General features: G+C 71.5%; 18 protein-coding genes and 1 pseudogene. 12 read left to right on the top strand and 7 right to left on the bottom strand.

Annotation, left to right across the window (positions count from 1 at the left end):
- Positions 1–62 precede the first annotated feature (62 nt).
- Positions 63–842 carry an SDR family NAD(P)-dependent oxidoreductase gene (locus IF19_RS0100435; RefSeq protein WP_030112560.1) on the bottom strand — a complete coding sequence of 260 codons (780 nt, stop codon included), beginning with the start codon at positions 840–842 and terminating at the stop codon, positions 63–65.
- Positions 843–982: 140 nt separating this feature from the next.
- On the opposite strand from IF19_RS0100435, the gene IF19_RS0100430 reads away from it, so the two are divergent.
- From IF19_RS0100430 to IF19_RS0100400, 7 genes are all read left to right on the top strand, one after another.
- Entirely contained in the window at positions 983–1,792 is an 810-nt protein-coding gene (locus IF19_RS0100430) for a hypothetical protein (protein ID WP_128647556.1), read from the top strand.
- A gap of 120 nt (positions 1,793–1,912) precedes the next feature.
- Positions 1,913–2,257: a hypothetical protein gene (locus IF19_RS0100425; protein WP_030112558.1), complete on the top strand. Its 345-nt coding sequence runs from the start codon at positions 1,913–1,915 to the stop codon at positions 2,255–2,257.
- Between the two features lie 174 nt (positions 2,258–2,431).
- Entirely contained in the window at positions 2,432–2,872 is a 441-nt protein-coding gene (locus tag IF19_RS0100420) for a DUF6278 family protein (protein ID WP_030112557.1), read from the top strand.
- A gap of 149 nt (positions 2,873–3,021) precedes the next feature.
- Positions 3,022–3,765: an amino acid ABC transporter ATP-binding protein gene (locus tag IF19_RS0100415; protein WP_030112556.1), complete on the top strand. Its 744-nt coding sequence runs from the start codon at positions 3,022–3,024 to the stop codon at positions 3,763–3,765.
- A gap of 10 nt (positions 3,766–3,775) precedes the next feature.
- Positions 3,776–4,705: a glutamate ABC transporter substrate-binding protein gene (locus IF19_RS0100410; protein ID WP_030112555.1), complete on the top strand. Its 930-nt coding sequence runs from the start codon at positions 3,776–3,778 to the stop codon at positions 4,703–4,705.
- Between the two features lie 14 nt (positions 4,706–4,719).
- Positions 4,720–5,364 (top strand): amino acid ABC transporter permease, encoded by a 645-nt coding sequence (locus IF19_RS0100405; RefSeq protein WP_030112554.1) that lies wholly within the window; start codon positions 4,720–4,722, stop codon positions 5,362–5,364.
- Positions 5,361–6,248 carry an amino acid ABC transporter permease gene (locus IF19_RS0100400; RefSeq protein WP_030112553.1) on the top strand — a complete coding sequence of 296 codons (888 nt, stop codon included), beginning with the start codon at positions 5,361–5,363 and terminating at the stop codon, positions 6,246–6,248. The genes IF19_RS0100405 and IF19_RS0100400 overlap by 4 nt, the downstream gene beginning before the upstream one ends.
- Before the next feature lie 32 nt (positions 6,249–6,280).
- Here the strand turns inward: IF19_RS0100400 and IF19_RS0100395 are convergent, their stop codons facing one another.
- From IF19_RS0100395 to IF19_RS0100380, 5 genes and pseudogenes are all read right to left on the bottom strand, one after another.
- On the bottom strand, positions 6,281–7,873 hold the full coding sequence (locus IF19_RS0100395) for a CocE/NonD family hydrolase (RefSeq protein ID WP_030277394.1): 1,593 nt from the start codon (positions 7,871–7,873) through the stop codon (positions 6,281–6,283).
- A 178-nt stretch (positions 7,874–8,051) separates the two neighbouring features.
- Positions 8,052–8,585, bottom strand: a complete 534-nt coding sequence (locus IF19_RS1000000138870) for an NAD(P)H-dependent flavin oxidoreductase (protein ID WP_275589761.1) — start codon at positions 8,583–8,585, stop codon at positions 8,052–8,054.
- Positions 8,516–9,058 (bottom strand): NAD(P)H-dependent flavin oxidoreductase, encoded by a 543-nt coding sequence (locus tag IF19_RS1000000138865; RefSeq protein ID WP_275589762.1) that lies wholly within the window; start codon positions 9,056–9,058, stop codon positions 8,516–8,518. The genes IF19_RS1000000138870 and IF19_RS1000000138865 overlap by 70 nt, the downstream gene beginning before the upstream one ends.
- Positions 9,051–11,201 (bottom strand): 3-hydroxyacyl-CoA dehydrogenase NAD-binding domain-containing protein, encoded by a 2,151-nt coding sequence (locus IF19_RS0100385; RefSeq protein WP_030112551.1) that lies wholly within the window; start codon positions 11,199–11,201, stop codon positions 9,051–9,053. Before IF19_RS0100385 ends, IF19_RS1000000138865 begins: the two co-directional genes overlap by 8 nt.
- Positions 11,202–11,237: 36 nt before the next feature.
- Positions 11,238–12,314, bottom strand: a pseudogene (locus tag IF19_RS0100380) (acetyl-CoA C-acetyltransferase); the annotation flags it as partial.
- Positions 12,315–12,334: 20 nt separating this feature from the next.
- On the opposite strand from IF19_RS0100380, the gene IF19_RS0100375 reads away from it, so the two are divergent.
- Together IF19_RS0100375 and ggt are read left to right on the top strand one after the other, a co-directional pair.
- On the top strand, positions 12,335–12,913 hold the full coding sequence (locus IF19_RS0100375; RefSeq protein ID WP_078580847.1) for an AMP-binding enzyme: 579 nt from the start codon (positions 12,335–12,337) through the stop codon (positions 12,911–12,913).
- 219 nt (positions 12,914–13,132) lie between these two features.
- Positions 13,133–14,950 (top strand): gamma-glutamyltransferase, encoded by a 1,818-nt coding sequence (gene ggt, locus IF19_RS0100370; protein WP_030277396.1) that lies wholly within the window; start codon positions 13,133–13,135, stop codon positions 14,948–14,950.
- A gap of 61 nt (positions 14,951–15,011) precedes the next feature.
- On the opposite strand, the gene map is transcribed toward ggt, so the two are convergent.
- On the bottom strand, positions 15,012–15,779 hold the full coding sequence (map, locus tag IF19_RS0100365) for a type I methionyl aminopeptidase (RefSeq protein ID WP_030112547.1): 768 nt from the start codon (positions 15,777–15,779) through the stop codon (positions 15,012–15,014).
- Positions 15,780–15,852: 73 nt separating this feature from the next.
- Here map and IF19_RS0100360 point away from each other — a divergent pair, with 73 nt between their 5' ends.
- From IF19_RS0100360 to IF19_RS0100350, 3 genes are read left to right on the top strand one after another with little or no spacing between them, the layout of a single operon-like run.
- Entirely contained in the window at positions 15,853–16,119 is a 267-nt protein-coding gene (locus IF19_RS0100360; RefSeq protein WP_030112546.1) for a helix-turn-helix domain-containing protein, read from the top strand.
- 56 nt (positions 16,120–16,175) lie between these two features.
- Positions 16,176–17,399, top strand: a complete 1,224-nt coding sequence (locus IF19_RS0100355; protein WP_030277398.1) for an alginate lyase family protein — start codon at positions 16,176–16,178, stop codon at positions 17,397–17,399.
- Positions 17,400–17,408: 9 nt separating this feature from the next.
- Positions 17,409–17,789 carry a PPOX class F420-dependent oxidoreductase gene (locus IF19_RS0100350; RefSeq protein WP_030112543.1) on the top strand — a complete coding sequence of 127 codons (381 nt, stop codon included), beginning with the start codon at positions 17,409–17,411 and terminating at the stop codon, positions 17,787–17,789.
- Positions 17,790–18,004 lie beyond the last annotated feature (215 nt).

Here is an 18,004-nt window from a genome sequence, read left to right as displayed (position 1 = left end):
GACACCCCCGCGGCGCCGACACCTGGCGACCGAGCCCGCCGCCCGCACGACGCCGCCGGCCGTCAGTGCACCGAGAACCCGCCGTCCACGAAGACCGACTGCCCGGTGACGTACGCCGAGGAGCGGCCCGCCAGGAACACCGCGGCCCCCGCGAAATCCTCGGCGAGGCCGTTGCGGCCGACCATGGTCCGGGCGGCGAGCGCCGCCACCTTCTCCGGGTCCGACTGGAGGCGCGCGTTCAGCGGGGTCAGCACGAACCCGGGCACCAGGGTGTTCACGGTGACGCCGTACGGCGACCACGCCTCCGCCTGCGACCGGGCCAGCGACTCCAGCCCGCCCTTGGACACCCCGTACGCCCCGCTGCTCACGAAGGCGCGGTGGGCCTGCTGCGAACTGACGTGGATGATCCGCCCGTACCCCCGCTCGGCCATCCCGGGCCCGAACCGCTGCCCGAGCAGGAAGGGCGCCCTGAGGTTCACGGCCATGGTGGTGTCCCACACGTCCTCGCCGAGATCGCTCATGGGCGGCCGCAGGTTGATACCCGCGCAGTTGACGAGGATGTCCGGCTCCCCGAAGGCGGCGACCGCCCCCTCGGCGGCATCCCGCACGCCCTCGCTGGCCCCCAGATCAGCGCTGACCCAGGCGGCCCGGCACCCGTCGGCGGTCAACTCCTCGACGGTGTCCTTCAGTTCGGTCTCCCGCCGAGCCGCCACGACCACCCTCGCCCCGGCCCGGGCGAGAGCCCCCGCGATGGCCCGCCCGATCCCGGAGCTGCCCCCGGTCACGACGGCGACCCGCCCGTCCAGCGAGAACAGCTCCGACACATATGTCTGCGCACTCATGAGCGAACTCTAGGACAGCCCGCCGCGGGGTCTCACGCGGCGGGCGACGGCAATGGTGGCCGCCCTCTCCACGGAAGCAGGGTCCGCTGAGTATCAGTACGGATATCGGTGGTGTGCGCGATCGGCGCACCATGGCCGTCATGGTGACCGTCGTCTCGATCGCGATCATTGCCCTGGTCTCGCTTCTGATCGCTGTCGCCGTGACCGTGGCCGACGAGCCGGGCACATGCCGGCAAAAGAGCACGCGGATATGCGAGTTGCTCGGCCTGCCCTTCCGGCTCGCCCTTCTGCCCCTCGTTCTGGTGCGCGGGCGCGCGCCCTGTGAGAAGACCGTGCGCAAGCTGGGCGCCGGCCCGAAAGCGGTGGCGGCGCGGCAGAAGGCCGAGTCGGAGGGCCTGGACACCGTCGCGGCCTGGGCCGCCGAAACGCCGCTCACGCTGGGACTGGTGGTCCTGGAGGACGTGTGGCTCCGCGGAAGATCGACGGAGTGGTTCTTCCGGACGGGGGACGATCGGTACAAGATCCGCTGCATGATGTCCCTCACGGCCTACTTCGGGGCCGACCCGCGACACATGGCCGACACCGTGGAGGGAATCCTCACGGCGGGCGACAGAGCCTGCTCCCTCATCAATTTCAGCCACGACTTCGTCTACGCACGCGAGGTCGTCGCCTACTACCGAGGCGAAGCGGGGGATCCGCGAGGGCCGGGGACCGGAGAGCCGAGAAAGCTCTTCCGAGGTGGGGCCGTCACGCTCACCTGGGATCAGGTGCGCAGTGGGCAAGCGCGCGAGCTGGTCGAAGAACCGGGCCCAAGCACCCGCCACGACCCGCCGACACATCGGTACCTCAGAGAGCCCGCCTCCGTCAGCGTGGCGGATCTGCGCCGCGAGCACGGGATGGTCTTCAGGATCGAACTGCCCGTCACCTACTACTTCACCGTCCGCAAGTAGCCGAGCGGGCACCACCCTTCGCTCGCAACACCGTATCGGACCGGGTACTTTGTGCCCGGGAATCTGTTCGGGCGGGGCGCCCCCTCAGGCGGCGCGGGCGTGAGGTGAGTGGTGGAGACGATGCCGGACTTCGCGGGCTTGTACCGCATCCCGGATGGAGAGCTCCCGTTGAGGGACATCCGGTATCTGGCGCTGGTGCGGGTCGACCTCATCGCGCTCTACCGGCGTTGGGGGAGGCCCGACGTCGGGCTGGACAGCTTGGCGGAATGGCTGTGCTTCGCCTTCGCGCTGCCGGGCGGCGGCGTGTTCGCCTTCCAGCGTGAGGCGTACAATCCGCCCACACCCGGGTTCCTTCTCAGTGCGAATCAGGTGCTCTTCTCCGCCGATGCGGCGCAGCGGCTGGTCGAAGCGCTGGACATCCCGGAGGCGGTCCTGATCGAGGTGAGTCCCGAAGCGGCCGTCTGAGCACCGCCACTCGCCGACCCGTGATGCCGTCGTCGTGCTCAGGGCGTTAGGCCGGGCCGACCGGAACACGCGGCCTCCGCCGGCGAGGCGCCCGGCCCGTACCGGGTGGGCGGTCCTCGCTCACCCCCGCGCGCCCTGTGGTGCGGAGCGCGGGCGGGGTGGGACCCTAGTGGTATGAACATCCCTTTCTTGGACAACTGGCGTAAGCGTCAGGGTGGTACGCAGGGAGCCGCGCTCGCCGCCGCGGTCGAGGCCGACCCCGACGGGGTGGCCGAGCTGCTCGCCGAGTGCGAGCTGCTGCGTGTCCGGGCGGGGCAGCAAGGGCTCGAACTCGATGACAGCGTCGCCTCGTTGGACGCCCTGGACCAGTTGCCGCCGCGCTGGCGCGAGGACGCCGAGGAGCTTCCCTGGCTCGGCAACGACGCCGGGCTCTACCTCGGCACGGTGATCGTGCGGACCGTCCCCGGCGCCGCGTGGGACGTGTGGCCGAGCGGGCAGCCCGTGGTGCGGCTGGAGTCCGGCCGGGAGATCGACGTCGTCGCGGCCGGGCTGGACTGGGCCGTGTCCGGCAGCCCCGAGCTCTCCCAGATCTACGCGGAGTCGGCCGAGAACTGACCTCCCGCAGCGGGAAGCGGCCACGGAGTTCATCACCAAGAGGGATAAACAGCCTTATGCGCCATATACGCGTGTCGGGTGCGAAGTCCCTTTTCGCGATGGATAGTTTGCGCTGACCTCGACACAGCGACAAGTGGGTAGGGCAGCGCATGGCCGTCGATCCGTTGATCGAACTGAGGGACGTCAACAAATACTTCGGGGAGTTGCACGTACTTCAGGACATCAATCTCACCGTCGGCCGCGGGGAGGTGGTGGTGGTCATCGGCCCCTCCGGCTCCGGGAAATCCACCCTGTGCCGGGCGATCAACCGGCTGGAGACGGTCGAGTCCGGAAGCATCGTCATCGACGGTCGGCCCCTGCCCGCCGAGGGCAAGGGCCTGGCCCAGCTGCGCGCCGAAGTCGGCATGGTCTTCCAGTCGTTCAACCTCTTCGCGCACAAGACCGTGCTGGACAACGTCTCGCTGGCGCAGGTCAAGGTCCGCAAGCGCAAGAAGGGCGCGGCGGACCGGCGCTCCCGGGAACTGCTGGAGCGGGTCGGACTGGCCGCGCACGCCGACAAGTTCCCCGCCCAGCTCTCCGGCGGTCAGCAGCAGCGCGTGGCCATCGCCCGCGCCCTGGCCATGGACCCCAAGGCGCTCCTGTTCGACGAGCCCACCTCGGCGCTCGACCCGGAGATGATCAACGAGGTCCTGGAGGTCATGCGGCAACTGGCCCGGGACGGGATGACGATGATCGTCGTCACCCATGAGATGGGCTTCGCCCGTTCCGCCGCCAACCGGGTCGTGTTCATGGCCGACGGCTGCGTCGTCGAGGACCGCGTTCCGGAGGACTTCTTCACGTCCCCGTCGAGCGACCGCGCCAAGGACTTCCTGTCCAAGATCCTCAAGCACTGAGGGGGGTTCCATGTTGCGTACGAAGAACACGCGTGCGGGCAGGGCCGCCGCCCTCGTAACCGGCCTCCTGCTGGCGGCGCTCGCCGCCGGCTGCGGCAAGGACGGCAGCCCGCCGGTCAAGGGCCCCAAGGCCGACGAACTGCCCGTCTACCAGGTCGACACCGCCTTCGACCTGCCCGACTCCCGCACCTGGACCCGAGCGAAACAGCGCGGCTACCTGCGGGTCGGCGCCAAGGAGGACCAGCCCTACCTCGGGGAGAAGGACCCGGCGAGCGGGGCGTACACCGGGTTCGACATCGAGATCGCCCGCATGATGGCGGCCTCGCTCGGCTTCGAACCGAAGACGCTCCGCTTCCGCACGATCGCCTCCGCCAACCGTGAGACGGCCCTGCAGAACGGCCAGATCGACTACTACGTCGGCACCTACACCATCAACGACATGCGCAAGAAGCTCGTCGGCTTCGCCGGCCCGTACTACATGGCGGGCCAGGGGCTGCTGGTGCGCACCGACGAGAACGACATCCACGGCCCCCAGGACCTCGCGGGCCGGACGGTCTGCTCGGCGGCCGGGTCCACGCCCTACCAGCGCATCGCCGCCGACTACCCCCGGGCGACCCTCGTCGCGTACGACACGTACTCCATCTGCGTCGACAACCTCCTCACCTACCAGGTCGACGCCGTCACCACCGACGACGCCATCCTGCTGGGCTTCGCGGCCAAGGCGCCCGACGAGATGAAGGTCGTCGGCAAGCCGTTCTCCCAGGAGCCGTACGGCATCGGCGTCCCGCGCGCCGACAACGCCCTGCGCGGCGCCCTCAACGACGCGCTGGAGGCCAACGAGAAGAACGGCAACTGGAAGAAGGCGTACGAAGCGACCCTGGGGCTCTCCGGGGCGCCCGCGCCGAACCCGCCGCCCATCGACCGCTACCCGGCGACCTGAGGGGACGGCCACCCATGGACGTACTGACAGAGAACTTCTCCCTCTACGGCAAGGGCTTCCTCGGGACGGTCCAGCTGACCGTCTACGCGTCGCTGCTGGCGCTCGCCCTCGGCTTCCTCATGGCATCCTTCCGGGTCGCCCCCGTCGGCGCCCTGCGGGTGCTCGGGACGGTCTGGGTCACGGTGCTCCGCAACACCCCGCTGACCCTGCTGTTCTTCGCCGTCCTGCTCGGCCTGCCCCGCTTCGGGCTCGTGCTGCCGTTCCAGGTCTTCGCCGTCATCGCGCTCGGCTGCTACACCTCGGCCTTCATCTGCGAGGTGCTGCGGTCCGGCATCAACACCGTCCCCACGGGCCAGGGCGAGGCCGCCCGCAGCCTGGGGATGAGCTTCGGGCGGACCCTGGCCGCCGTGGTGCTGCCACAGGCGTTCCGGTCGGTGATCCCGCCGGTCGGCTCCACGCTGATCGCGCTGGCGAAGAACTCCGCGATCGCCGGCGCGTTCAGCGTCACCGAACTCCTCGGGACCTACAAGACGCTCAACGAGCTGGGGTACAGCATCATCTGGTCCTTCATCTGGATCGCCGTCGGCTACCTCATCATCACCCTGACCATCAGCGCGCTGTTCACCGTGATGGAGAAGCGCTGGGGAGTGGCACGATGACCAAGACCCGCACCCGCGCGCCGTCCGCGCCCGAGGCCACCGCGCTCTACGACATCCCCGGACCGGTGGCCCGCAGACGCCACCGGCTGTACGGGATCGCCGCGACGGTCCTGATCGCCGCGCTCCTCGGCTGGATCGTCTTCCTCCTGTTCGACACCGACCAGTTCACCGCGCAGAAGTGGACGCCCTTCGAGTACAAGGGCATCCAGGAACTCCTGCTGCGCGGGCTCGGCAACACCCTCAAGGCGTTCGCGTACGCGGCGGTCCTCTCGCTCGCGCTCGGCGCGGTCCTCGCGGTCGGCCGGCTCTCCGAACACCGGGTGCTGCGCTGGCTCTCCACCGTGCTGGTCGAGTTCTTCCGTGCCATGCCGGTCCTGGTGATGATCTTCTTCATCTTCGTGGCGCTGAAGGTCCAGCCGCTCCCGGCCCTGGTCGCCGGGCTCACGCTCTACAACGGCTCGGTCCTCGCGGAGGTGTTCCGCACCGGGATCAACTCCGTGGACCGGGGCCAGCGCGAGGCCGCGTACGCGCTCGGCATGCGCAAGACGCAGGTCACCACCTTCGTCCTGGCGCCCCAGGCGATCCGGGCGATGCTGCCGACCATCATCAGCCAGCTGGTGGTCGCGCTCAAGGACACCTCGCTCGGCTATCTGATCACCTACGAGGAATTCCTCCACGCGGGGAAGCTCATCGCGTCCAACCTGGACTACGATCTTCCCTTCATCCCGGTCGTGATGGTGATCTCACCGATCTACATCGGGTTGTGCATGCTTCTCTCCTGGTTCGCCACCTGGGTGGCCAAGAGGGAGCGGCGCAACCTGAAGACCCGAGCGGCCGGGGTGGGCCCGGCCGAACCAGGAACGCTGCTGCCGGGAGGGCAGTAGCCGGGCAGTGCCCGCCCGGCAGCAGCCGGTGATCACTTCTCGCGCAGCGGGACCGAGAGATGACTCGGGTCCGTGCCGGGCGAGGAGAAGGTCAGCTGCGCGCCGGTCGGGTTGTGCTCGATGTACAGCGGATCGACGGTGTCGATCACCAGGGCGAGCCGGTGTCCGGCCGGGACGTCGTAGGCCGTGGAGTACAGCTCCAGGTCGACGGGGAACGGCCGGCCCGGCGTCTGCCCGTGGAACGTGTACGGAGCGTTGCTCACCAGCTTGCCGACGCCGAGCGGCCCCACGTCGTAGAGGTACGCGACGAAGGTGCCGCTCGGTTTCGTGCTGGTGACCGTGGTGTGCAGCCGCGACGTCCCCCGGACGCGCTGCTCGGTCCCGTACCGCTCGGACTGCCACACGCTCGCGAACGTGCGCGGCAGCAGCGGTACGGAGACCATCGGCGGGAGCTTGAGGAACTGGTCCAGCGCGTTGGACAGCAGCGTGATGCCGCCGTTGGCGCCCGAGTCGACGTTCGCCCACACCTTCTTGGTGCCGTCCAGCGGGATGCGGTTCTGCGCCGCGCCGACCGACTTCCAGTCCGGGTAGCCCTCGTACCCCTTGTCCGTACGGGACTTGAGCTGGACCGGCTGCTCGGTGTCGATGCCGTTGTGCTCGCCCTTGAGGTAGCGGTCGAACCAGCGGCGGGTGTTCGTCCAGGTGTCGTTGGGCAGTCCGAACAGACCGGTCAGCTCGGCGGTGGCGTGGTCGCCGGGGCGGAACTCCAGCCGCTTGGGGCCGGTGAGCTTGTCGTAGAACGAGGCGTACTGGTTGGGCGGGAAGATCGTGTCGCCCCAGGCGTTGCCCATCATGACGGCGGCGCCGTTGGCGTTGATCGCGTCCAGGTAGGTCGCGGGGGAGCGCTTCTTGCCCCAGGCGATCATCTCCGGCTCCTTCTCCAGCTTGGAGCCGAGGAAGTCCTTGAGCGTCTGCGTGAGTTCGTCGCTCGGCCGGCCCGTGACCAGGCCCGCGCCGCCGAGCAGGGCGGCCGCCTGGAGGTGCTGGGTGCGCCCGCTGTAGATCGAGTCGATCAGATCGGCCCAGCCGCTGAGCGCGGCGACCGCCTTGACGCGCGGGTCGTGTCCGGCGGCCAGCAGGCTGATCCCCGCGCCGTAGGAGACGCCGCCCATGCCGATGCGGTCGGGGTCGGCGGAGGTGTGCTCCAGCGCCCAGTCGATGACGGCGGAGGCGTCCGCGATGTCCGGCGGCCCCGCCACCTCGATCTCCCCGCCGGAGAGCCAGAAGCCGCGCGAGGTGTAACTCACCACGACGTAACCGGAGTCGGCGAGCTTCTGAGCCTGCGCCAGGTACTCGATCTGCGGCATGGCCCAGCTCGTCGGGAAGACGATGAGGGGGTGCTTCGCCCCGGCGGCGGCTCCGGCCGGGGTGAAGACGTTGCCCTTGAGCGTGATGCCACCGGACCCGGGGATGTCGTGGAAGGTCAGGCCCCCCGCCGTCGTGCTCGCGGGCGCGGCGGGGGCGGCCGTCGCGGCCGGGGCGGCGCCGAGCGCGGCCCCGGCGAGCAGGACGGCGGCGGTGGTGATCGAAGCGGTGGTGCGCAGTGCCGGTTTCGGACGTACCACGGTTCACTCCTCACGCGTGTCAGTGCAAAGTGACCCGACGGTAACCCCGATGCATTACCGCTGGTAACTACCGGGTGCGTTGCGTGAAGGTAACGATTGTTGGACGTGGTGTCAGGAGGGCCCGGGGAGCGGAACCGGCGCTACCGGGCCGGCGCCTCCCGCCCGGCCCGGGGTCCGGTCAGCCGCTCGTGCGCTCGGCCAGCCGCAGCATCACCTCCCGCGCCTCGGCGACGATCCGCCGTACGAGGTCCCCGGCCGGCGCGACATCCCGGATCAGCCCCTGGGCGAGCCCGACCGACCAGATCCCGGCGTCGAGGTCGCCCTCCTCGAAGACACGCCGCTCCCGTGCCCCGGACACCAGCGACCGCACGTCGTCGAAGGCGCCCCCGGCGGCCAGGAGGCGGACCACCTCGTCGCTGACCTCGTTGCGGGCCACCCGTGCGGTGTTGCGCAGTTCCCGGAAGACGAGGCGGGTGTCCAGCTCCGACGCCTCCACGATGCGCCGCTTGACCGAAGCGGCGACCGGCGCCTCGGCCGAACACAGGAACCGGGAGCCCATGTTGATCCCGTCCGCCCCCAGTGCGAGCGCCGCCGCCAGCCCCCTGCCGTCCGCGAACCCGCCCGACGCGACGAACGGGATCGTCAGCGCGTCGGCGGCGGCGGGAACCAGGACCAGCCCCGCACGTCGTCCTCGCCCGGATGCCCGGCACACTCGAAGCCGTCGATGGAGACCGCCGCCACGCCCAGCCGCTCGGCCTTGACGGCGTGGCGGACGCTGGTGCACTTGTGGATCACCCGTACGCCGTGCTCGGCGAAGAACTCCATGTGGGGTTCGGGGCTCGACCCGGCGGTCTCCACGATCGTCACACCGGAGTCGACGATCGCCCGGCGGTACGCGTCGTAGGGCGGCGGCGTGATCGTCGGGAGGATGGTGAGGTTGACCCCGAACGGCTTGTCGGTGAGTTTCCGGGTCCGCTCGATCTCGCGGGCCAGCTCGGCGGGGGTCGGCTGGGTGAGCGCGGTGATGATCCCGAGTCCGCCGGCCTCCGAGACGGCGGCGGCCAGTTCGGCCCGGCCCACCCACATCATCCCGCCCTGGACGATGGGGTGTTCGATGCCCAGCAGATCGGTGAACCGGGTGCGCAGCCGCGGTGCGGGCAGGGTGGTCGGTGCGGGGTCAGGCATAGATCTCACCCCGTTCGGCACGCTCGACGAGAGAGGCGGACGGCAGGAAGCGGTCTCCGTAGGCCGCCGCCAACTCCCGTGCCCGCGCGACGAATCCGGGCAGCCCGCCCTCGTACTGGTTGACGTACTGCAGAACGCCGCCGGTCCAGGCGGGGAAGCCGATGCCCTGGATGGAGCCGACGTTGGCGTCGGCGACGCTCGTGAGCACGCCGCTCTCCAGGCAGTCGATGCTGTCGAGGGCCTCGGCGAAGAGCATGCGCTCCTGGAGGTCCCGCAGCGGGAGGGTCCGGCGGCCCGAGCCGTACCGGTCGCGGACCCCCGGCCAGATGCCGAGCCGCTTGCCCGAGTCGTCGTAGTCGTACCAGCCGGCCCGCTCGCGGCGGCCCACGCGTCCCTGTTCCAGCATCCAGTCCACAACGTCCTCGGAGGGGTGGGCCACCCAGGTCCTGCCCTCCGCCTCCTCGGCGGCCCGGGTCTCGACGCGGATCCGCTGCGTCAGCGACAGGGTCAGCTCGTCCAGCAACTGGAGTGCGCCCGCCGGATATCCGGCCTGGAGCGCGGCCTGTTCCACCGTCGCCGGTTCGACGCCCTCGCCGACGGCGGCGACCGCCTCCGCGATGAACCGTCCGATCACGCGGGAGGTGAAGAAGCCGCGGGAGTCGTTGACGACGATGGGCGTCCTGCCGATCTGCAGGACGTAGTCGAAGACCTTGGCCAGCGTCTCGTCGGAGGTCTGCACGCCGCGGACGATCTCGACCAGCTGCATCCTGTCGACCGGGCTGAAGAAGTGGATGCCGATGACGTCGCTCTCCCGCTTCACCCCCCGGGCGAGCTGGGAGATGGGCAGGGTCGAGGTGTTGGAGCCGAGCACCGCGTCGGGGCGCACGATGTCCTGGACCTCCTGGAACACCCGCTGCTTGAGCGGGGCCGACTCGAAGACCGCCTCGATGACCAGGTCGACCCCCGTGAAGTCGGCGGCCTCGTCGGTCGTCGTGATCCGGCCGAGCAGCGCGTCGGCCTCCTCGCGGGTCCTCCGCCCGGCGGCGACCGCCTTCTCCTCCAGACCGCGCGCGTAGTCCTTGCCCTTCTCCGCCGCCTCGCGGGTGACGTCCCTGAGGACCACGCCGATACCGGCGCGGGCGCTCACGTAGGCGATTCCGGCGCCCATCATCCCGGCGCCGACGACACCGGCCTTCTTCGCCGCGAAGCGCTCGTACACCTGCGGCCGGCTCGCGCCCGAGGTGATGCTGCGCAGGTCGAAGAAGAACGCCTTGATCATGTTCTTGGTGACCTGGCTGACCAGATAGCGGGTCTCCACCCGGGACGCCGTGTCGAAGTCGACGTGGGCGCCTTCCACGGCGGCGGCCAGCGCGGCGCGCGATGCGGGCATCGGCGCCCCCTTGGTCCGTTTGCGCAGCAGCCCGGAGAGGGCGGGCAGGACGGCGGCGATCCCGGGATCCCGGACGTCCCCGCCCGGCAGCCGGAACCCCTTGACGTCCCAGGGCTGTACGGCGTCGGGATGGGCGGCGATCCAGTCGCGCGCCCGGGTCTCCGCCTCCGCGGCGTCGGCGACGACCTCGTCCACCAGCCCTGCCGCCAGCGCGTCGCGCGGGGCGAACCTGCGGGCGGGGAGGATGACCTCGGAGAGCGCCGCGCGCAGGCCCAGCATCCGGACCGTACGGGTGATGCCGCCGCCGCCCGGAATGAGGCCGAGGCCCACTTCGGGCAGGCCGAAACGGCTGTCCGGGGCGTCGGTGGCGATCCGGTGGTGGGCGCAGAGGGCGACCTCCAGGCCGCCGCCCAGCGCGGTGCCCTCCAGCAGTGCGACGACCGGCCGGCCCAGGCGCTCCAGCCGGCGCATGAAGTCCTTCATCCGGTCGATGTAGGCGGTCTCCTCGGCCGCTCGGTCGGCGCTCCCGGAGCTCAGCCGGTTCAGATCGCCTCCCGCGAAGAAGGTTCTCTTGGCGGACCTGAGCAGGACTCCGGTGATGTCCTCCCGTTCGGCCTCCAGCCGGGGGACGGTCTCTTCGAGACCGGTCATGAAGGCGTCGTTCATGGTGTTGACCGAGGAGGAGGGATCGTCCAGGAGGAGGGTGACGATCCCGTCGGCGTCGCGTGTGAGGGTGATGGCGGATGCGGGCATGGCGATGGCTCCCATTCGCGGTGCGGGGGTCGGGGGTCAGAGGCGTTCGATGACGGTGGCGATGCCCATGCCCGCACCCACGCACAGCGTCGCGAGTCCGCGCCGTCCGCCGGTGCGTTCGAGCTCGTCGAGGACGGTGCCGAGGATCATGGCCCCGGTGGCGCCCAGCGGATGGCCCAGGGCGATCGACCCTCCGTTGACGTTGACCTTCTCGTCGGGGACCTTCAGGTCCCGCTGCCACTTCATGACGACGGCGGCGAACGCCTCGTTGAGCTCGAACAGGTCGATGTCGTCGACGGTCAGACCCGCCTTCGCCAGCGCCTTGCGGGTGGCGGGGGTGGGGCCGGTGAGCATGATGGTGGGCTCCGCGCCGGTGACGGCGGTCGAGACGATCCGGGCCCGGGGGGTGAGGCCGAGCCGTTCGCCTGCCGCGCGGTTGCCGATCAGGGTGAGGGCGGCGCCGTCGACGATGCCCGAGCTGTTGCCGGCGTGGTGGACGTGCTCCACGCGCTCCAGGTGCGTGTACTTCTGCAGCGCCACCGCGTCGAACCCCGCCCGGTCGCCGATGGCGGCGAAGGAGGGGGAGAGCGCGGCGAGCGTGTCGACGGTGGTGCCCGGGCGGCGGTGCTCGTCGTGGTCCAGCAGCAGGACGCCGTTCATGTCGCGCACGGGGACGACCGACTTCGCGAACCGCCCCTCCCGCCAGGCGGTGTCGGCGCGCTCCTGGGAACGGGCGGCGTAGGCGTCCACGTCCTCGCGGCCGAAGCCCTCGATCGTCGCGATCAGATCGGCGCCGATGCCCTGGGGGACGAAGTAGCCGTCGTACGCGGTCGTGGGGTCCTGTGCGTAGGCCCCGCCGTCCGAGCCGATCGGGACCCGGGACATCGACTCGACGCCGCCCGCGAGGACGAGGTCCTCGTAGCCGGAGGCGACCTTCTGGGCGGCGAGGTTGACGGCCTCCAGGCCGGAGGCGCAGAAACGGTTCACCTGAACGCCCGCGACGGTGTGCGGGAGGCCGGCGACCAGGGCGGCGGTACGGGCGATGTCACCGCCCTGCTCGCCCACGGGCGAGACGACGCCGAGCACGATGTCGTCGATCCGGCCGGGGTCGAGGGCAGACCGAGACCTCGCCGATCACCTGCGTCCTGCGGGGCGAGGACGCGCTGCGCAGGCTCGGATCGGTGGGGCGGCCCATCCCGACGATCCAGTACCGCATCGTGGACGCGGAGATGAACGACGTACCGGCCGGCTCGATCGGCGAGATCGTCTACCGCGGACCCACGGTGACCCGGGGCTACTGGAACAGGCCGGACGAGACCGCGGAGGCGTTCCACGGCGGATGGTTCCACTCCGGAGACCTGGTCAGGCAGGACGACGACGGCTTCGTCTGGGTCGTCGGCCGCAAGAAGGACATGATCATCAGCGGCGGCGAGAACATCTACTGCGCCGAGGTGGAGAACACCATCGCCGAGCACCCCGCCGTGCGCGAGGTCGCCGTGGTCGGCCGCCCCGACGAGCGGTGGGGGCAGGTCCCGGTCGCCTACGCGGCCGTGGCGCCGGGCGCCACCCTGTCGCTGGACCAGCTCACCGCGTTCCTCGGCGGGCGACTGGCCTCGTACAAGACCCCCAAGGACCTGGTGCTGCTCCCCGCGCTGCCGCGCAACGCCGGCGGGAAGGTGGTCAAGGCGAAGCTGCGGCCCGAGGCGGGGTAGCACAGCGGGCGCGGTCGGGGCGGGGCGACGGAGCGACCGGTCGGGGCGGGGCCGGGCGGCGGGCTCGCTCGGGGTTTCGCGCTCCTCGGGCGCCGCCGCCGGCCGACGTGCGGGGCGGGGGCGGCGCCCGGGTCGGCCGGACTCCTTTCGAGGCGGTCCTGACGATCCGGGCCGCCCGCGACTACCCTGCGGCGGGAGATCCGTTGACTGGAGGTACGTATGCGTCGTTCCGTCGGCCGGAACACATCGCTGTTGGCCGTCCTCGCCGTGGTGGCGTCGGTGGGCGCCGTCGCCCCGGCGGCCTCGGCGCCGTCCACCGCCGGGCGCCCCGCGCCGCCCAAGTCCCCGGTGGCGGTGGGGTACGGGGGAGCGGTGGCGAGCGTCGACCCGGACGCGTCGGCCGCCGGGATCGAGGTGCTGCGCAAGGGCGGCAACGCGGTGGACGCGGCCGTCGCCACGGCCGCCGCGCTCGGAGTGACGGAGCCGTACTCGGCGGGCATCGGCGGGGGCGGCTACTTCGTCCACTACGACGCGAAGACCCGCACGGTGCGGACGATCGACGGCCGTGAGACCGCCCCGCGCAGTGCCGACTCCTCCCTCTTCCTGGAGAACGGCAAGCCGATCCCGTTCGAGGAGGGCGTGACCAGCGGCCTCGGCGTGGGCACGCCCGGCACCCCGGCCACCTGGGAGCGGGCGCTGGACGCCTGGGGCAGCAAGTCCCTGCGTACGCTGCTGAAACCGGCCGAACGCCTGGCGCGGGACGGCTTCGTCGTGGACGACACCTTCCGCTCCCAGACCGCCGCCAACCAGGCCCGGTTCGCCGACTTCCCCGCCTCCGCGAAGCTGTTCCTTCCGGGCGGCGAACTCCCCGCCGTCGGCTCGGTGTTCAAGAACCCCGACCTGGCGCGTACGTACGAGAAGCTCGGCCGCAAGGGCGTACGGGAGCTGTACCGGGGCGAGTTGGCGGACGACATCGTGCGCACCGTGCGCAGGCCCCCCGTCGATCCGGACGCCGACCGGGTCGTCCGGCCCGGCGATCTGACCCGCGCGGACCTGGCGTCCTACCGGACCCTGCGCAAGGACCCGACCAGGGTGAACTACCGGGGCCTTGACGTCTACGGCATGGCCCCCTCCTCGTCCGGCGGCACCAGTGTCGGTGAGGCCCTCAACATCCTGGAGTCCACCGACCTCTCCCGGGCCGACCGCGTCCAGTACCTGCACCGGCTCATCGAGGCGAGCCGGATCGCGTTCGCCGACCGGGGCCGCTGGGTGGGCGACCCCGCGTTCGAGGACGTCCCCACCAAGGAGCTGCTGAGCCAGCGGTTCGCGGACGCCCGGGAGTGCCTGATCCGCGACGACAAGGCGCTGACCAGCCCGCTCGCGCCGGGCGACCCGCGGAACCCGCGGCGGTGCGGCAGCGGCGGCACGGCCGCGCCGACGACGTTCGAGGGCGAGAACACCACGCACCTGACGGCGGCCGACAAGTGGGGCAACGTCGTCGCCTACACGCTGACGATCGAGTCCACCGGCGGCAGCGCCATCACCGTGCCCGGACGCGGCTTCCTCCTCAACAACGAGCTGACCGACTTCTCGTTCGCGCCCGCCAACCCGGCGGTCCACGACCCGAACCTGCCGGGCCCGGGGAAGCGGCCGCGTTCGTCGATCTCGCCGACCATCGTGCTCGATCACGGCAGGCCGGTGCTGGCCCTCGGCTCGCCGGGCGGCGCCACGATCATCACGACGGTGCTCCAGTCGCTCACCGGCCACCTGGACCGGGGCCTTCCGCTGGTCGACGCGATCGCCGCGCCGCGCGCCAGCCAGCGCAACGCGCCGACGACGGAGATCGAGCCGGCGCTGTGGAACAGCCCGGTCCGCGCGGAGCTGGAGAGGCTCGGCCACGCCTTCAAGCAGAACCCGGAGATCGGAGCCGCCACCGGCGTGCAGCGGCTGCCGGACGGCCGCTGGCTCGCGGCGGCGGAGAAGGCGCGCCGGGGCGGCGGCTCGGCCATGGTGGTCCGTCCGGACGGCCGCCACTGACCCGACCGGAAGCGGCGGGGGCGGCGGGCGCCGTGCGGCCGAGGTCGGCCGTACGGCGCCGTCAGAGCGCGGTGAGGACGCGCGGGCCGTCGTGCGTGATCGCCACCGTGTGCTCGGCGTGCGAGGCCCGGCTGCCGTCGGTCGTCCGCAGCGTCCAGCCGTCCTCGTCGTGGCGGAACTCGTCGAGACCCCCGGCGAGCAGCATGGGCTCGATCGCCAGGACCATCCCGTGGCGCAGCGTCATGCCCCGGCCGGGGCGCCCCTCGTTCGGCACGGACGGGTCCTCGTGCATGGACCGGCCGATGCCGTGCCCGCCGTACCCCTCCAGGATGCCGTAGCCCGCGTCGCGGCAGACCGTGCCGATCGCGTGGGCGATGTCGCCGATCCGGTTCCCCACCACGGCGGCGCCGATCCCGGCGGCCAGCGCCTCCTCCGCCGCGGCGATGAGCCGGGCGTCCTCCGGGCGGGCCCCGCCCACGGTGAAGCTGATCGCCGAGTCGCCGGCCCAGCCGTCGAGGAGCGCGCCCGCGTCCACGCTCACCAGGTCTCCGTCGCGCAACGGCTCGGCGGAGGGGATGCCGTGCACCACCGCGTCGTTGACCGAGACGCAGATGACGGCCGGGAAGGGCGTGGGGGCGAAGTGCGGCTTGTAGTCGAGGAAGGGGGAGGAGGCGCCGGCCTCGCTCAGCACCTCGCGGGCGGCCTCGTCCAGTTCGCGCGGGGTCACGCCGACCGCCGCCACCTCCCGCGCCCGGTTCAGGATCCGCGCGACCACCCGGCCGGCCTCGCGCATCGCTTCGATCTGTCGGTCCGTCTTGATGTCCACCATGCCCATTACTATACCGGTCGGAGCGGTATAGTAATGACGGTATAGAAATGGCATCCCGTAGTACCATGGCCGCATGGTCCGCACCCCTCTGACACCCGAAGAGCGCCTGCGCGGCGAACGGCTCGGCGCCCTGCTCCGCGCGGCGCGCGGGGAGCGCAGCATGGCGTCCGTCGCCGCGAGCGCCGGAATCTCCGCGGAGACCCTGCGCAAGATCGAGACCGGCCGCGCCCCCACCCCGGCCTTCTTCACCGTGGCCGCCCTCGCCGGCGCGCTGGGCCTCTCCATGGACGAGATCCTCGGCCGCTGCGCGGAACAGGCCGCCGAGCCGCTCATCGCGTAACCCCGGGCGGCGCAACAGATCCTGCGAGCCGCCCCGCCCCGGTCCACCGTGGAGGCGTGCCCGTACGGAAACGGCTCATCGCCGCACTGATCGCCCCGCTGTTCCTGCTGCCCGGCTGCGCGCCGGCCGCCCCCGACTCCGCCGCTCCCCGGGGCGCCAACGGTTCCGGAGTGTTCCGCCACCCCGGGGTGGTGGTCGGCGGCGACGGACTCGCCGCCGTGCGGCAACGGGTCACGGAGGGGCGGGAGCCCTGGAAGTCCGCGTTCGACGCGATGCGCGCCAGCCGCTACGCCTCCCTCGCCTACGCCCCGCACCCCGTGGCGGACGTGGCCTGCCCGCCCGAGGCGGGCCCGCCCGCCTGCCTGGCGGAGCGTGAGGACGCCATCGCCGCGTACACCCACGCCCTGCTCTGGCGGCTCACCGGCGAGCGCCGCCACGCCGTCGAGGCCGTACGGATCATGGACGCCTGGTCCGCCGTCCTCAAGCGGCACAGCGACGGCAACGCCGGACTCCAGGCCGCCTGGTCCCGATCCACCTGGGCCAGGGCCGCCGACCTCGTCCACGCCACCTACCCGGGATGGGAGCCGCCCGCCGTCGAGCGCTTCAAGTGGATGCTGCGCAAAGCGTTCCTGCCCGCCGTCACCGCGCCGGTGGCCGACTACAACGGCAACTGGGAACTGGCCATGACCGACGCCACCATCGGCATCGCCGTCTTCCTGGAGGACCGCGCCGTCTTCGCCGACGCGCTGCGCCGCTTCCGCGACCGGGTGCCCGCCTACTTCTACCTGACCTCCGACGGCCCGCTGCCCAAGACCCCGCCCGGCAGCACCCTCGACACGCCCGAGAAGATCCGGACGTACTGGTTCGGGCAGCGCACGTACGTGGACGGGCTCGGGCAGGAGACCTGCCGCAACCTCATGCACATCGGGTACGCGCTCGCCGCCATCGCGCACATCGCCGAGACCGCCTGGCACCAGGGCGTCGACCTCTACGCCGAGCAGGCCGAACGGCTGCGCGCCGCCCTGGAGTTCCACGCCCGCTACCAGCTCGGCGCGAAACCGCCGAAATGGCTGTGCGGCGGCCGGATCGAGCGGACCATGGGCCCGGACGTCGAGGTCGCCATGAACCACCTGGGCCACCGCCTGCACCTGGCCCTCCCGGAGACCGAGAAGCTGGCGGCCTCCCGGCGGCCCGGTGGCACCGACGACCTCTTCGTCGCCTGGGAGACCCTGACCCACGCGGACGGCCCCGGCCGGGCGGACGCCTCCGGGACCGCGTAGGGTCGCGCCGTGACCCTCCAGGACTTCGCACGCAGCGAGTACGTCAGCCTGACCACGTACCGGAAGAACGGCACCCCGGTCGCCACGCCCGTCTGGGCCGCCGCCGACGACGGGGTGCTGTACGTCTGGACCCGCTCCGACTCGTGGAAGGTCAAGCGGCTGCGCGGCAACGCCGAGGTCGTCGTCACCGTCTGCGACGTACGGGGCAGGATCGCCGAAGGCGCCCCCAGCGCGCGGGGCACGGCGCGGCTGCTCGACGAGGACGGCACCCGCGCGGTGCGCAAGCTGCTGGCCCGCAAGTACACCTGGAAGTTCTGGCTCGTCGACTGGCCGGCCATGATCGCCCGTCTCGGCAAGCGTCCGCACACGGGGATCGCGGTCACCTTCTGACCCGCTCCTGAACCGCTCCTCTCCTTCCGGCCCGCCGGGCGCTGCCGGCGCGATGTCCTGCGCTGACCGTTGTGGACCGGTCGGGTGCGAAACATGATCGACTCCACCGGTTCACGGCGATGGTCTTGCCCCGCCGGACGGACGGGCTTACGTTCTCCCTCCATGCACCGGTCTACGTGCGTAGAGGGTCCGAGGGCTCTCCGCCGCCGCGTCGA

Origin of the sequence: Streptomyces californicus, assembly GCF_000717645.1 — a bacterium.
Classification (GTDB): Bacteria; Actinomycetota; Actinomycetes; order Streptomycetales; family Streptomycetaceae; genus Streptomyces; species Streptomyces californicus.
Note: the sequence above shows the minus strand (reverse complement) of the source record. Positions and strands in the feature narration are given on the sequence as shown.

Bases quoted from the DNA above. Each gene is read 5' to 3' on its own strand.
- IF19_RS0100400 (WP_030112553.1), top strand. From the start codon at position 5,361: ATGACCAAGACCCGCACCCGCGCGCCGTCCGCGCCCGAGGCCACCGCG.
- IF19_RS0100435 (WP_030112560.1), bottom strand. From the start codon at position 842: ATGAGTGCGCAGACATATGTGTCGGAGCTGTTCTCGCTGGACGGGCGG.
- IF19_RS0100430 (WP_128647556.1), top strand. From the start codon at position 983: ATGGTGACCGTCGTCTCGATCGCGATCATTGCCCTGGTCTCGCTTCTG.
- IF19_RS0100385 (WP_030112551.1), bottom strand. From the start codon at position 11,201: ATGCCCGCATCCGCCATCACCCTCACACGCGACGCCGACGGGATCGTC.
- IF19_RS0100410 (WP_030112555.1), top strand. From the start codon at position 3,776: ATGTTGCGTACGAAGAACACGCGTGCGGGCAGGGCCGCCGCCCTCGTA.
- IF19_RS0100415 (WP_030112556.1), top strand. From the start codon at position 3,022: ATGGCCGTCGATCCGTTGATCGAACTGAGGGACGTCAACAAATACTTC.
- IF19_RS1000000138865 (WP_275589762.1), bottom strand. From the start codon at position 9,058: ATGCCTGACCCCGCACCGACCACCCTGCCCGCACCGCGGCTGCGCACC.
- ggt (WP_030277396.1), top strand. From the start codon at position 13,133: ATGCGTCGTTCCGTCGGCCGGAACACATCGCTGTTGGCCGTCCTCGCC.
- IF19_RS0100420 (WP_030112557.1), top strand. From the start codon at position 2,432: ATGAACATCCCTTTCTTGGACAACTGGCGTAAGCGTCAGGGTGGTACG.
- IF19_RS0100405 (WP_030112554.1), top strand. From the start codon at position 4,720: ATGGACGTACTGACAGAGAACTTCTCCCTCTACGGCAAGGGCTTCCTC.
- IF19_RS0100360 (WP_030112546.1), top strand. From the start codon at position 15,853: ATGGTCCGCACCCCTCTGACACCCGAAGAGCGCCTGCGCGGCGAACGG.
- map (WP_030112547.1), bottom strand. From the start codon at position 15,779: ATGGTGGACATCAAGACGGACCGACAGATCGAAGCGATGCGCGAGGCC.
- IF19_RS0100425 (WP_030112558.1), top strand. From the start codon at position 1,913: ATGCCGGACTTCGCGGGCTTGTACCGCATCCCGGATGGAGAGCTCCCG.